The organism is Acinetobacter sp. ANC 3882 (genome assembly GCF_022549545.1).
Classification (GTDB): Bacteria; Pseudomonadota; Gammaproteobacteria; order Pseudomonadales; family Moraxellaceae; genus Acinetobacter.
Window position 1 is genome coordinate 404,491 of record NZ_JAKZGB010000002.1, and the last position, 13,547, is coordinate 418,037.

At 41.5% G+C, this 13,547-nt stretch carries 20 protein-coding genes; 19 read left to right on the top strand and 1 reads right to left on the bottom strand.

Annotated features, from left to right (window positions below):
* Positions 1-10 precede the first annotated feature (10 nt).
* From rplF to MMO42_RS07130, 15 genes are all read left to right on the top strand, one after another.
* Entirely contained in the window at positions 11-544 is a 534-nt protein-coding gene (gene rplF / locus MMO42_RS07060; protein WP_004657685.1) for a 50S ribosomal protein L6, read from the top strand.
* 14 nt (positions 545-558) lie between these two features.
* The gene (rplR, locus tag MMO42_RS07065; protein ID WP_005147119.1) at positions 559-909 is read left to right on the top strand and encodes a 50S ribosomal protein L18; all 351 of its coding nucleotides are present in this window, start codon (positions 559-561) and stop codon (positions 907-909) included.
* A 2-nt stretch (positions 910-911) separates the two neighbouring features.
* Complete coding sequence (rpsE, locus tag MMO42_RS07070) at positions 912-1,409, top strand: 30S ribosomal protein S5 (RefSeq protein WP_004657688.1); 498 nt, start codon at positions 912-914, stop codon at positions 1,407-1,409.
* Positions 1,410-1,415: 6 nt separating this feature from the next.
* Positions 1,416-1,592 (top strand): 50S ribosomal protein L30, encoded by a 177-nt coding sequence (rpmD, locus tag MMO42_RS07075; protein ID WP_003653652.1) that lies wholly within the window; start codon positions 1,416-1,418, stop codon positions 1,590-1,592.
* Between the two features lie 3 nt (positions 1,593-1,595).
* On the top strand, positions 1,596-2,036 hold the full coding sequence (gene rplO, locus MMO42_RS07080; RefSeq protein WP_005147117.1) for a 50S ribosomal protein L15: 441 nt from the start codon (positions 1,596-1,598) through the stop codon (positions 2,034-2,036).
* A gap of 45 nt (positions 2,037-2,081) precedes the next feature.
* A complete protein-coding gene (gene secY, locus MMO42_RS07085) occupies positions 2,082-3,401 on the top strand; it encodes a preprotein translocase subunit SecY (RefSeq protein WP_171067178.1) in 1,320 nt (439 codons plus the stop codon).
* A 21-nt stretch (positions 3,402-3,422) separates the two neighbouring features.
* Positions 3,423-3,539 (top strand): 50S ribosomal protein L36, encoded by a 117-nt coding sequence (rpmJ, locus tag MMO42_RS07090; protein ID WP_000867907.1) that lies wholly within the window; start codon positions 3,423-3,425, stop codon positions 3,537-3,539.
* A gap of 107 nt (positions 3,540-3,646) precedes the next feature.
* On the top strand, positions 3,647-4,003 hold the full coding sequence (gene rpsM, locus MMO42_RS07095) for a 30S ribosomal protein S13 (RefSeq protein WP_004657696.1): 357 nt from the start codon (positions 3,647-3,649) through the stop codon (positions 4,001-4,003).
* Positions 4,004-4,022: 19 nt separating this feature from the next.
* Positions 4,023-4,409: a 30S ribosomal protein S11 gene (rpsK, locus tag MMO42_RS07100; protein ID WP_004281491.1), complete on the top strand. Its 387-nt coding sequence runs from the start codon at positions 4,023-4,025 to the stop codon at positions 4,407-4,409.
* A 12-nt stretch (positions 4,410-4,421) separates the two neighbouring features.
* Entirely contained in the window at positions 4,422-5,048 is a 627-nt protein-coding gene (gene rpsD, locus MMO42_RS07105; RefSeq protein ID WP_004657698.1) for a 30S ribosomal protein S4, read from the top strand.
* A gap of 18 nt (positions 5,049-5,066) precedes the next feature.
* Positions 5,067-6,074 (top strand): DNA-directed RNA polymerase subunit alpha, encoded by a 1,008-nt coding sequence (gene rpoA / locus MMO42_RS07110; RefSeq protein WP_004804125.1) that lies wholly within the window; start codon positions 5,067-5,069, stop codon positions 6,072-6,074.
* Between the two features lie 18 nt (positions 6,075-6,092).
* The gene (gene rplQ / locus MMO42_RS07115; protein WP_004641032.1) at positions 6,093-6,458 is read left to right on the top strand and encodes a 50S ribosomal protein L17; all 366 of its coding nucleotides are present in this window, start codon (positions 6,093-6,095) and stop codon (positions 6,456-6,458) included.
* Positions 6,459-6,611: 153 nt separating this feature from the next.
* Positions 6,612-7,109: a GNAT family N-acetyltransferase gene (locus tag MMO42_RS07120; protein WP_241319854.1), complete on the top strand. Its 498-nt coding sequence runs from the start codon at positions 6,612-6,614 to the stop codon at positions 7,107-7,109.
* A gap of 380 nt (positions 7,110-7,489) precedes the next feature.
* On the top strand, positions 7,490-8,980 hold the full coding sequence (locus tag MMO42_RS07125) for an NAD(P)/FAD-dependent oxidoreductase (protein ID WP_241319855.1): 1,491 nt from the start codon (positions 7,490-7,492) through the stop codon (positions 8,978-8,980).
* A gap of 126 nt (positions 8,981-9,106) precedes the next feature.
* Positions 9,107-9,607, top strand: coding sequence for a DUF2059 domain-containing protein (locus tag MMO42_RS07130; RefSeq protein WP_241319856.1), 501 nt, complete (start codon positions 9,107-9,109; stop codon positions 9,605-9,607).
* 51 nt (positions 9,608-9,658) lie between these two features.
* Here MMO42_RS07130 and MMO42_RS07135 read toward each other — a convergent pair whose 3' ends face one another.
* Entirely contained in the window at positions 9,659-10,831 is a 1,173-nt protein-coding gene (locus MMO42_RS07135) for an acyl-CoA dehydrogenase family protein (protein WP_241319857.1), read from the bottom strand.
* A gap of 187 nt (positions 10,832-11,018) precedes the next feature.
* On the opposite strand from MMO42_RS07135, the gene MMO42_RS07140 reads away from it, so the two are divergent.
* From MMO42_RS07140 to MMO42_RS07155, 4 genes are all read left to right on the top strand, one after another.
* Complete coding sequence (locus MMO42_RS07140; protein ID WP_004804137.1) at positions 11,019-11,276, top strand: succinate dehydrogenase assembly factor 2; 258 nt, start codon at positions 11,019-11,021, stop codon at positions 11,274-11,276.
* Positions 11,269-11,658, top strand: coding sequence for a hypothetical protein (locus tag MMO42_RS07145; RefSeq protein ID WP_241319921.1), 390 nt, complete (start codon positions 11,269-11,271; stop codon positions 11,656-11,658). The genes MMO42_RS07140 and MMO42_RS07145 overlap by 8 nt, the downstream gene beginning before the upstream one ends.
* Positions 11,659-11,865: 207 nt before the next feature.
* Positions 11,866-12,072: a hypothetical protein gene (locus MMO42_RS07150; RefSeq protein ID WP_005297125.1), complete on the top strand. Its 207-nt coding sequence runs from the start codon at positions 11,866-11,868 to the stop codon at positions 12,070-12,072.
* Between the two features lie 359 nt (positions 12,073-12,431).
* Entirely contained in the window at positions 12,432-13,535 is a 1,104-nt protein-coding gene (locus MMO42_RS07155) for a hypothetical protein (RefSeq protein ID WP_005297123.1), read from the top strand.
* Positions 13,536-13,547 lie beyond the last annotated feature (12 nt).

The following is a 13,547-nucleotide window of genomic DNA, read 5'->3' on the forward strand; positions in this document are numbered from 1 at the left end:
GTGATTCCTCATGTCTCGTGTGGCTAAAGCCCCAGTAACTGTACCGAATGGTGTAACAGTTACTCAGAACGGCCGGCAGGTCGAAGTGAAAGGCAGCAAAGGTACATTGTCTTTCAACCTGCATGCGCTGGTCGAGCTAAAACAGGAAGAAGGTAAACTTCAACTTGCTCCAGCTAAAGAGTCGAAAGACGCTTGGATGCAAGCTGGTACTGCTCGCGCTGTATTGAACAACCTTGTAAAAGGTGTTAGCGAAGGCTTCGAACGTAAGTTACAGCTTGTTGGTGTTGGTTATAAAGCTGCGGTTAAGGGTACTTCTGTAAACCTTAACCTTGGTTACTCACACCCGATTGACTACGCTTTACCTGAAGGTGTAACAGCGGAAACTCCAACTGCTACTGAAATCATTTTGAAATCAGCAAACAAGCAGTTGTTAGGTCAAGTGGCAGCGGAAATCCGTGCATACCGTGCTCCTGAACCATATAAAGGTAAAGGTGTTCGTTATTCGGATGAAGTTATTCTTCGTAAAGAAGCTAAGAAGAAATAAGGCGCGAGGTTCTTATGAACGAAAAGAAACAAACCCGTTTGCGTCGTGCGAAAAGCACACGCTTGCACATTCGTGCATTGGGTGCGACTCGTTTGTGTGTAAACCGCACTCCGCGTCACATCTATGCGCAAGTTATTTCAGCAGATGGTGGCAAAGTTTTAGCGCAAGCTTCAACTTTAGATGCATCTTTGCGTAGTGGCTCTACAGGTAATGTAGACGCAGCTACGAAAGTTGGTGCTTTGATCGCAGAACGTGCTAAGGCAGCTGGTGTTACTAAAGTTGCATTTGACCGTTCTGGTTTTAAATATCATGGTCGTATCAAAGCCTTGGCTGATGCTGCTCGTGAAGGCGGCTTGGAGTTCTAATCATGGCGAAAGTTGAACAAAACGAAGGTCTCGTTGAAAAGCTGGTTGCCGTTGATCGTGTAGCCAAGGTTGTTAAAGGTGGTCGTATCTTCTCTTTCACAGCATTAACTGTTGTGGGTGATGGTAACGGTCGTGTAGGTTTTGGTCGTGGTAAAGCACGTGAAGTTCCAGCTGCTATTTCTAAAGCACTTGAAGCTGCTCGTCGCAACATGATCACTGTAGACCTCGCGGGTACTACTTTACAACACCCTGTGAATGCTCGTCATGGCGCAAGCCGTGTATACATGCAACCTGCTTCAGAAGGTACTGGCGTAATTGCTGGTGGCGCTATGCGTGCTGTTCTTGAAGCTGCAGGTGTACATAACGTACTTGCTAAATGTTATGGTTCTACAAATGCTGCTAACGTAGTAAACGCAACTTTCAAAGGTTTGCGTGATATGACTTCTCCTGAGAAAGTCGCTGCGAAACGTGGTCTTTCAGTAGAACAAATTCAAGGGTAATCAATCATGAAAACGATTAAAGTTACCCAGACTAAATCTTCTTCGCATCGTTTAAAAAATCATAAACTTTGCCTTCAAGGTTTAGGTCTGCGTCGTATTGGTCATACTGTAGAAGTGCAAGATACGCCTTCTAACCGTGGTATGGTCAACAAAGTTTACTATATGGTTAGTGTAGAGGAATAAGCCATGACTCTGCGTTTGAATGAACTTGCGCCTGCAGAAGGTGCAAAACGTGAAAATCGTCGTCTAGGCCGTGGTATCGGTTCTGGCGTTGGTAAGACTGGTGGCCGCGGTGTCAAAGGTCAAAACTCACGTAAAAGTGGTGGTACTCGTCCAGGCTTTGAAGGCGGTCAAACAGCGTTATATCGTCGTTTGCCTAAATTCGGCTTCACTAGTCAAATCGCTTTGAAAACTGCTGAAGTACGTTTGTCTGAGTTGAATAAAGTTGAAGGTGATGTTGTTAGCCTAGAAACTTTGAAAGCTGCGAATGTTGTTCGTCGTGACCAAATTCGTGCTCGCATCGTTCTTTCTGGTGAAATCACTCGCGCATTCACTATTCAAGGTGTTGTGTTGACTAAAGGCGCTAAAGCTGCTGTTGAAGCTGCTGGCGGTAAAGTCGAGGAGTAATCTCGAGTGTCTATGACTCCTAGTTCTTCAGGTCATGTAAACATGATGAAAGGCCAACCATTTCATGTGAAATACCGTGAAATTATTCGTCGATTAATGTTTTTGATTGGCGCGTTGTTGGTCTTTCGACTAGGAGCGCATATTCCGTTGCCGGGGATTGATAATGTAGCGCTAGCACAGTTTTTTAAAGCTAATGAAGGTACCTTCTTAGGTTTATTTAACATGTTCTCTGGTGGTGCATTAGAACGCATGTCGATTCTAGCGTTAGGAATTATGCCGTACATTTCTGCATCGATTATCGTGCAGTTGATGTCTACCGTAATTCCTTCGCTGGAAGCTTTGAAAAAAGAAGGCGAGCAAGGCAAACGTAAGATCAATCAATATACGCGTTATGGCACCTTATTTCTTGCACTTGTGCAGGGTATAGGGATGTGTGCTGGCTTGATTAGTCAAGGTATTACCTTAACGTCAGGCTTGGCATTTTATGTTCCAGCATTAACTTCGTTAGTTGCAGGAACAATGTTCTTGATGTGGTTGGGCGAGCAAATTACCGAACGTGGTGTTGGTAATGGTATCTCAATGATCATTTTTGCGGGTATTGTGGCAGGTTTGCCAAATCTCGTGATTCAGTCGTTAACGTCTGTACAAAATGGTCAGGGTAGTTTAATCGGGTTGGTTGTTTTCGGTTTATTATCGTTGGCAGTCTTAGCAGCGATTGTGTTTATTGAAAAAGCACAACGTCGTATTCCTGTAAACTACGCACAAAAACAGCAAGGGCGTCGTGTGTTTACTGCACAGCAAACACATTTGCCGTTAAAAATTAACATGGCAGGTGTAATTCCAGCGATTTTTGCAAGCTCATTGTTATTATTTCCAGCGAGCTTGGGACAATGGTTAGGAAGTGCTGATCCAAATGCAGGGATTGTGAAGCGTAGCCTACAAGATCTGGCATTGGTGTTATCGCCTGGACAGCCGTTGTATTTAATGCTTTTCGGTGCGTTAATTATCTTCTTCTGTTATTTCTATACCGCGCTAGTTTTTAGCCCGAAAGAAGTATCAGAGAATTTAAAGCGTAGCGGAGCATATGTACCTGGCATCCGCCCAGGTGAGCAAACGGCTCGTTATTTAGATCATATTCTTAACCGTTTGACCTTTATTGGTGCAATCTACATTACCGTAGTATGTTTAATGCCTATGGTTCTACAAAGTTCGTTCGGTATTCCATTCCATTTGGGTGGGACATCGTTACTGATTGTAGTGGTAGTAGTAATGGACTTTATGGCGCAACTCCAAGCGCACCTTACGTCGCATCAGTATGATAATCAAACGTTAATGAGAAAAACGACTGCTCATCCTAAGGGATAAGCGCACTTAGAAGGTTTCATCATGAAAGTACAAGCTTCTGTAAAGAAAATTTGTGGTAGCTGTAAAGTTATCCGTCGTAATGGGGTTATTCGCGTAATTTGTAGCGCAGAACCTCGTCATAAGCAGCGTCAAGGTTAATTTAATTAAGACCTGTTGATTTCAGTAGGCTAATTAGGTTATTATCCGCCCCTCAAGATTTTTGTGGGGCGGTTGATTATCTTGACTGCCTTTTTGGAGAAAATTGAATGGCTCGTATTGCCGGTGTAAACATTCCGGATAACAAGCATGCTGTTATCTCTCTCACGTATATTTTTGGTGTAGGTCGCCACACTGCTAAGAACATCTTGGCTGCTGTAGGTATTACTGAAACTACAAAAATCCGTGAATTAGATGATGCTCAGCTTGATGCGATTCGTGCAGAAGTTGCTAAGGTTCCGACCGAAGGTGATTTACGTCGCGAAATTTCCATGAACATTAAACGTTTAATGGATTTAGGCTGCTACCGCGGTCTTCGTCATCGTCGCAGCTTGCCTGTCCGTGGACAACGCACCAAAACTAACGCACGTACCCGTAAAGGTCCGCGCAAACCGATTAAGAAATAAGATTTCTGGAAGCTAAAAGATGGCTAAAGATACTCGCGCACGCAAGAAGGTCACTCGTACCGTCTCTGAAGGTGTCGCACACATTCACGCTTCTTTTAATAACACCATTGTTACGATTACCGATCGTCAAGGTAATGCATTGGCTTGGGCTACCTCAGGTGGACAAGGCTTCCGTGGATCACGTAAATCAACACCGTTTGCTGCTCAGGTAGCTGCTGAAGTTGCTGGTAAAGCTGCTTTAGATTACGGTTTGAAAAACTTGGACGTCCTTGTAAAAGGTCCTGGTCCTGGTCGTGAATCTGCGGTTCGTGCATTAGGTGCAGTGGGTTATAAAATTAACAGCATTACCGATGTGACTCCAATTCCGCACAACGGTTGCCGTCCACCTAAAAAACGTCGCGTGTAAGGAGAAACATTCATGGCTCGTTATATTGGTCCAAAATGCAAACTCTCTCGCCGCGAAGGGACAGACCTGCAATTAAAATCTGGCGTTAAACCGTTTGACGTTAAGACTAAAAAACATGCTAAAGCTCCTGGCCAACACGGCGGAGCTCGTGGTAGTAAACAATCTGAGTACTCACTACAATTACGTGAAAAACAAAAAGTACGTCGTATGTACGGTGTGTTAGAGCGTCAATTTAGTAACTACTACAAAGAAGCTGCTCGTGTGAAAGGCGCAACAGGTGAAAACTTGTTGAAATTGCTTGAAAGCCGTCTTGATAACGTTGTTTATCGCATGGGTTTTGGTTCTACACGTGCAGAAGCTCGTCAGTTAGTATCTCACCGTAGCATCACTTTGAACGGTCGTCGTGTTAACATTGCATCTATCCAAGTTAAAGCTGGTGATGTAATTGCAGTACACGAAGGCGCTAAACAACAATTACGTATTAAAAACGCAATTGAATTAGCTGCTCAACGTGGTATCCCTGCTTGGATGGAAATTGACCATTCTAAGTTAGAAGGTACGTTTAAAGCTGCACCAGATCGTTCTGATTTACCTGCTGAAATCAACGAAAGCTTGATTGTAGAATTGTATTCTAAATAATCCTTGAGGTAGCAATAAATGACGCGTACTGCAAACGAGTTTCTAACTCCGCAAGCGATCAAGGTCGAAGCGGTAAGCGGGACCTCGGCAAAAGTGATTCTGGAACCTTTAGAGCGTGGCTTTGGTCATACTCTAGGTAATGCTTTACGTCGCATTCTATTGTCTTCTTTACCTGGCGCTGCTGTGGTTGAAGTAGAAATAGAAGGGGTCGAGCACGAGTACAGTACTTTAGAAGGCTTGCAGCAGGACATCGTCGAGCTCTTGCTGAACCTAAAAGGATTGTCTATTAAGCTGTTCGATCAAAACGAAGCATATTTGACATTAGAGAAACAAGGGGCAGGTGACGTAACTGCAGCTGACCTTCGTTTACCTCACAATGTTGAAGTGGTTAACCCTGATCATTTAATCGGTACTTTGAGTTCTACAGGTTCATTAAAAATGCGCCTTAAAGTTTCTCAAGGTCGTGGTTATGAAACATCTGACTCACGTTTCCCAGAAGGTGAAACACGTCCTGTAGGTCGTTTACAGTTAGATGCATCTTATAGCCCAATCAAACGTGTTTCATACACAGTAGAAAATGCTCGTGTTGAACAACGTACCGATCTTGATAAGTTAGTGATTGATCTTGAGACTAACGGAACTGTTGATCCAGAAGAAGCAATCCGCAAAGCGGCAACAATCTTGCAACAACAAATTGCAATTTTTGTTGATCTTCAGAAAGATCAAACTCCTGTTGCTCAAGAGCCTCGCGAAGAAGTTGACCCAATCTTGCTTCGTCCAGTAGATGATCTCGAGCTAACTGTTCGTTCTGCTAACTGTTTGAAGGCAGAAAATATTTACTACATTGGTGATCTTGTTCAACGTACTGAAGTTGAGTTGTTAAAAACTCCTAACTTAGGTAAAAAATCGTTAACAGAGATCAAAGATGTTTTGGCATCGAAAGGTTTACAACTCGGCATGCGTTTAGAGAACTGGCCACCAGCTAGTCTCCGTATGGATGACCGTTTTGCCTATCGTAGCCGTTAATTAAGTAGGACTATCACCATGCGTCATCGTAATAGTGGTGTGAAATTAGGCCGTACCAGCAGCCACCGTAAGGCGTTGTTCCAAAATTTAACAAATGCTTTAGTTGAGCACGAGTTAATTAAAACAACTCTACCTAAAGCGAAAGAACTTCGCCGCGTTGCTGAGCCTTTAATCACTTTAGCTAAAAACGATACAGTAGCAAACCGTCGTTTAGCGTTTGCTCGTACTCGTTCTGCAGCAACTGTTGGTAAATTATTTACCGTTCTTGGCCCTCGTTACAAAGAACGTAACGGCGGTTATCTTCGTGTTCTTAAAGCGGGCTTCCGTGCAGGTGATGCTGCACCGATGGCTTACGTTGAACTCGTTGACCGTGAAGTAAAATAATACTTCTACGTGTAGAACAGTCAGTTGTTCCAAAAAGGCCGGTGTAATAACCGGCCTTTTTTATTATTTTTTTTAATTAATTTTGAGCATAATTTTAAATCGAGTATTCTGCTAAATTAGGTCGCATGACTATAAAAATTCAAATAGACAAATATGTTAAGTATTGAGATTAAAATTCTAGGTATGAACGAGCTGAATGATTTTAGAACCATCAGACTTTCAGCATTAGCAAAAGCCCCTGAAATGTTTGGTTCTACTTACAGTATAGAAGTAGTGAAGCCTTTAAATTTTTTTGAAAATTGCTTATCAGGTTCAACGATCTTCGGGGTTTATCACAAAGACAAAATCATCGGTTTAGCGACTTTAACGCGAGAACTTGGCATAAAGCTTTCTCATAAGGCTCATTTATCCAGCGTATTTATTGAGCCTGAATTTCAAAGACGAGGCATAGCCAATAGATTGCTCATGACTGTTATTGAACACAGCAAAGACCATCTAGAACAAATTTTACTGATTGTCGCTGATGATAATCAGCCAGCGATCAAGCTTTATCAAAAGTTTGGCTTCCAAGCGTATGGGGTAGAGTCAAAAGCATTAAAAAATAATGCAGAATATACGGATGAGCTTTTGATGAAACTTTTCTTACTCTAAACACATTTGTACAATTTGTTTGATAGCAGACTTACGATCTGTGCAAGCATCTATTTCTATAGCGCTTCTTATACAGGTCATTCCCTGAAGTCATCTAAGCGAATGTTTTTCAAGTAATAGATTTATTTTCTTAAATACTGTTCCCCATCTAATCTTAAACAGAATAGCTCTCTAAGTATTTCGTGTGCGCATACAATTTTGTTGTTCTACTACGCTTTTGAAAAACAAATCCAAGTGAAAATCTCTGGATTTTTTAGTACTCTTTTTTCTAAAAATGTCCCGAAGTGATATGAAAAAACCGATGAATGACCAAACTTGACATTGCGTATTGTCAAATTTGTGCTTTAATAAAGTCATGGTTTATACAGGGTATAAAAAAAATGGAAAAGCAAGTTGATGTATTAATTATTGGTGCAGGTATCTCTGGGATTGGGTTAGCTGTACATCTCTCAAAGAATTGCCCACAACGCAAATTCGAAATCTTAGAGCGTCGTGATAGTTTTGGCGGAACATGGGATTTATTCCGTTACCCTGGTATTCGCTCTGACTCAGATATGTCAACGTTTGGTTTTAATTTTAAACCATGGGCAAAAGATAAAGTATTGGCAAGTGGTGCTGAGATTAAAGGTTATTTAAGCGATGTCATCAGTGAAAATCAGTTAAAAGAGAAAATTCACTTCGGTCATCGTGTATTGTCTGCAAACTACGATTCTGCAAAGAAAAAATGGGCTGTAGAAATCGAAGACAGCAATAAGAAAAAACAAACTTGGTCAGCAAACTTTGTGATGGGTTGTACGGGTTACTATAACTATGATCAAGGTTATGCACCGAAATTCCCGAAACAAGAAGATTTCAAAGGCCAATTGATCCACCCACAACACTGGCCTGAAAACCTAGATTACACAGGTAAGAAAGTCGTTATTATTGGTAGTGGTGCAACAGCGATTACCCTTGTTCCTTCAATGGTGAAAGGTGGAGCAGGGCATGTGACCATGTTACAACGCTCACCTTCTTATATTGCGACGATTCCGTCAATTGACTTTATTTATGAAAAAACGCGTAAATTTATGTCTGAGAAAACAGCTTATAAATTTACTCGTGCACGTAACATTGGGATGCAGCGCGGTATTTATGCGTTAGCGCAAAAATATCCAAAAACAGTACGTCGTTTATTGTTGAAAGGTATTGAGTTGCAGTTAAAGGGTAAAGTGGATATGAAACACTTTACACCGAGCTACAACCCTTGGGATCAACGTTTATGTGTCGTGCCAGATGGTGATTTGTTTAAGGCGTTGCGTGAAGGTCATGCCAATGTTGAAACGGATCAAATTGAGAAGTTCACGGCAAATGGTATCCAGTTGAAGTCTGGTAAACATCTTGAAGCTGATATTGTGATTTCTGCAACAGGTTTGGAAATCCAGATTCTAGGTGGCGTGAAGGGCACAATTGATGGCAAACCAATGGATACGTCTCAACACATGCTTTATCAAGGTGTGATGGTGAGTGATGTACCAAACATGGCAATGATCATTGGTTATATCAATGCATCGTGGACATTGAAGGTTGATATTGCTGCGGACTATATTTGTCGTTTGATCAATCACATGGACAAAAATGGTTATGACGAAGTGATTGCACATGCAGATCCAGCATTGCGTGAGCAAGATACGATCATGGGTAAAATGTCTTCTGGTTATATTGCACGTGCAGCAGATGTGATGCCAAAACAAGGTAAAAAAGCACCGTGGAAAATCACCAATAACTATCTTGCAGATCGTAAAGATTTGAAAGATGCTAAATTTAGCGATGAAGTTTTACAGTTCCACAAACGTGGTGATCAAGCTGATCGTAAGCCTAAGCTTGTATCATAATTACTGAACTGAATATCTTAAAACCCTATGTCAATGCATAGGGTTTTTTTATTTTAAAGAGGGTTTTAATCATGCAAATATCGCGTATATTGAGCAAATTATAAAATTCAGATTAGGGATAGTTTGATGAAAAAACTCATCATTGTGGGGATACTCTTATCGAGTAGCATAGCTTTTGCTGATGATATAAAACAAAAGGAAACCATTGCACAAAAACTGGTCTCAGTGGATGGCACTGAACAAGGGTTGCAAAACACCGATAAAATGATTCTAGAGCAAATCCGTATGCGTTTGCCGAAGGATCTACCCGAAAGTTTTTATACCGATTTGAGCAAAAATCTGAATAGTGAACAGCGTAAGCAGTTTATTGTTCAACGTTATGTAGAAAGTTTTAGTCAGAAAGAGTTACAGGCCGCTTTGACTTTCTATCAATCTGTAGAGGGGAAGGCGTGGGCAAAGAAGGCCAGTGATGTAGGCAGTGAAGTGGCGCATTTCACCACACAAAATGCGCGTACTGCGCTGAATACCACTATGCAACAATATATTGACAACCCTAAAGTGAAGCAACTGATGGCAAGGATGAATCCACCGCCAGTGCAAACTGCTGAAAAAGCTGAATCGAAATAAATAGAAAAAGGGATCGTGCATCGAAGTACGATCCCTTTTCTCTATTGATATTTAGAGGGTACGGGAAATCAGTTCTTTCATGATTTCATTGGTACCTGCATAGATACGGTTAGCGCGGTTGTCGATATAAGCACGTGCAATCGGATATTCCAACATATAGCCATAGCCACCATGCAGCTGTAAGCAGTCATCGACGACTTTTGAGAACATATCTGAAATTTTGTATTTCGCAGCTGCCGCAGCATCCACCCCTAAGTTTTCTTCAAGCTGTAGTTCCATACAACGATCTAAATAAGTACGGCAGAAATCAATTTCTGTGCGTAATTCTGCCAGTTTAAAGCGAGTATTCTGGAAAGTTCCAATTGCTTTACCAAATGCTTTACGGTCTTTGGTGTATTGCACGGTATGTGCAAAAGCTGCTTCAGCACCTGCTTGGCAGATAATCGCGACCAGCATACGTTCCCAGGCGAGCTCTTTCATTAACATGATAAAGCCCATGCCTTCCATACCTAATAAGTTTTCTTTAGGAACACGGACATTATCAAAGAACAGTTCACAGGTATCTTGGCCTTTCATCCCAATTTTATTCAGTGGTTTACCTTTGCTGAAACCTGCGCGATCTGCTTCTACAATCAGCAGGGATAAGTTTGCTGAACCCTTTTCATTGTTTCCAGTTTTACAAACGACAATCGCCATGTCGCAAAGGTAGCCATTAGTGATAAATATTTTAGAACCATTAATCACATATTCATCGCCATCCAATACTGCTGTCGTGCGAACCGCTTGTAGGTCTGAACCTGTACCTGGTTCAGTCATGGCAATTGCTGTAACTGCTTCACCCGTTGCCATTTTGGTTAACCAATGCAGTTTTTGCTCTTCATTACCGAAGTTATTGATATAGTTGGCAACGATGTCAGAATGCAAAGAAAAACCCGTGCTGGAATCCATGGCATAGGCTTGTTCTTCGATGAGAATCATACTGTAAAGACGATCTACACCCGAACCACCGTATTGTTCTGGCATGGTGGTACAGAGCAGACCAAGTGCCCCTGCCTTATTCCATAAATCACGATCTACATGTTGTTGTGTTTCATATTTTTCAATATTGGGAACAACTTCTTTCTCATAGAATTTACGGACCGTTTCGCGGAACGCTTCATGGTCTGAAGTAAACAGTTTGCGTGGGAGCATGTTTGGAATTGGACGAATAGCACCTGATTGCATTTGTTATTTTTCCCTAGTGTGTTGGATTTAAATCATCTATATCACCATACAAGAAATCGAAAATATTGAACAATGTGATCAATGCTCAATTTGATTGATGTATTTGGTCACTTGGGAAAATTCTCTAAGAACTTCATCGGGGAGATCGGGTACACTATGGGGAAATTGTTGCATTGCGGAGCCAATAATGTCTGATGAAATGACACTGGAAGAGCGTAAGGTTGTGTATCGTGCACGTCGCGGTTTAAAAGAAATCGATGTGTATTTTGATCCTTATGTTAAAAACCACTACCTGACAGCAGATATCGCTGAAAAGGCATTATTTGCAGAGTTGGTCGATCAGGAAGATCCAGATTTGTTGGATTGGTTTATGGAGGTTGGAGAACCGCCTCGTGCAGAATTAAAAGATTTTATTTTAAAATTAAAACACTATGTCCATGGCTAATGGTGTTTTTGAGTTGCAGCGCAGTCGTTTTGCGATTGTATTGCAACTCATGATTTTCATTGCCATTCTAAGTTTAAGCTATGTCTTGCTTGCATTATGGATTTGGCTGCTGTGCATCTGCATGATGGCAGTTGCTTGGGTCTTATTTCTAAAACGACCTCAAATTAAAAGCTTTGAATACTTGGATCATCAAGAGTGTTCATTTGAATTTTCTGCTCCAGCCTTAGCGATCCAGCGCAGACAAATTGTCAAAATATTAGATCATCACGCTTATATCACGCTGTACTTTGCTCATCCTAAACAACCACCTTGCGTAATTTGGTGGGATCAATTATCACATTTGCAGTGGAAAAAGCTAAAATTACGCGCAAAACTGGCATAATTGTTTGACAATTCTACAACTGTATAAAATTAATAAAAATATAAATTTCAGCAATTTGATTAAAATTAAGCTTTATTTTGTTTAAATTGTTAGATTAAATACTCTAAAAAATCGTGAAAATTATGATTGTCAGACAATCTGGCAATCAACGCTGAGTTATTTTCGTTAAAGTACAAACACCAACGTAAAGTATGGTGGAGGTCCAAAATGGAAATTCCAACATGGTCGTTTCTGGTGGTCGCAATCATTTTTGCGATTGTAATAGGAAGAGCAGGAACTTTACTCAGGGAATTTCTTGAATCACGCCAACCTCAAGTTGTAGTGACCAAGAGAAAGAGATTGAAAGTGTCATCAATATATCACTCTCCCGTGAATATCGATGATGAACGCCAATCTAGTATCTATCAAAAGTAGATACGAAAAGTGTAGGAGGTCTCTATGGAGATTTCAATGTGGATGTTTCTGGTAATTGCGATCGTTATGGCGATTGTAGTAGGAAGAGCTGGAACATTACTCAAGGATTATTTTCAACAAAACTAAAATATAAAGAGTTTCACGATTTTACCAGTTAATAAGTAGCATGTGCTGAACCGTCGCAATGCTACTTTTTTTTGCCTGAAATTTCTGTATTGCTGCGTAGCTGTCAATTCTTTCATCTGTGAATTATGTCAAAATGTCCTCGTTAAATTAGAGCAATTACTCTTTAATTCAAGTATTGCATCTGATAATGTACAGCTAAAAGGAAAAAACAAATTATTAGAGGGACAGGAAGTATGTCTAAACTCCAGAAAATTGGGCAGGGTGTGGCGGTTGCAGTATTAACAACATCAATGCTGTCAGGATGCTCATATGTGATTAAAACTGGTGCCAATGTTGCACTTGGTTTTGGTGAAAAGCATATCGTTCCACCGATTTTGTCGATGGATGATGCTGAAATGGTATGTAACTCAGGTAATGCTTTAACGCCTGCAGTGATGTCAACCAAAGATATGGGTGCTGATCCGACGCGTATGGCGGTATTGCTTTATACAGCAGCTGGTGTGTGTGCCGAGAATCAAGCCCTAGAAGCAGAATTACGTTATTTGCGTGCCTCTAAAGCGGGGCAAGTGTCTGAAGCGCAAGATGCGCGTATTGAGCAGAAGCGTTGGGCTGCGATTGCTGCTGAACGTCAATATGCAGGTTATCAACTTTTTGCGAATCGCTGGGAAACCAAATACAAATATAAATTAGGCGATTCATGCCCAACCATGCGTAATGATTTAGATCAAACCGTTTATTTACTGGGTATGGTGAGTGGTCTTCAAGCCATGACCAATGATATTAACTCGGGCGGTGCGATCAATGTCCCTAAAGATATTGCAGGGATTGTTGAACGCGGCATGGCGTGCTTGGATAATGAAAAATTCTGGGGCGCACCAATGGCGACTCGCGCCGTGATCTGGACCTTATTACCAGGTGCAGGTGATGGAAAGCCTGAACCGTATGCCACTATGAAGCAATCTATGGCAATCGGCGAGAAAAAAGGTGTACGTTTAGCGCATGCACTTTATGCAGTTGCTGCACAAGCCAGCGGTGATGATGCAAAACTGCGTGATGCTTTCCGTTCATATGCTGCAGCAACAGGTGAGGATAAGCCTGCTAACCCACAATTCAGATTGATTGATAAAATGGCGGGCTTGATGGTCCGTGGTATTGCAGATCGTTATTGGACTGAAAATACCGGTGTGAGAGCGAGTGATGAAGGTCTGACTTCATTCTGGGATGATAAACAAGAAAGCTCAGCAGAGTTAGATTCATTGTTTGATGGTGGTGGCGATGCCGCACCTGCACCAGCTCAAGATGAATCAGCGCCAGCATCAGAAACACCAGCACAGTAACCTGAATTAAAC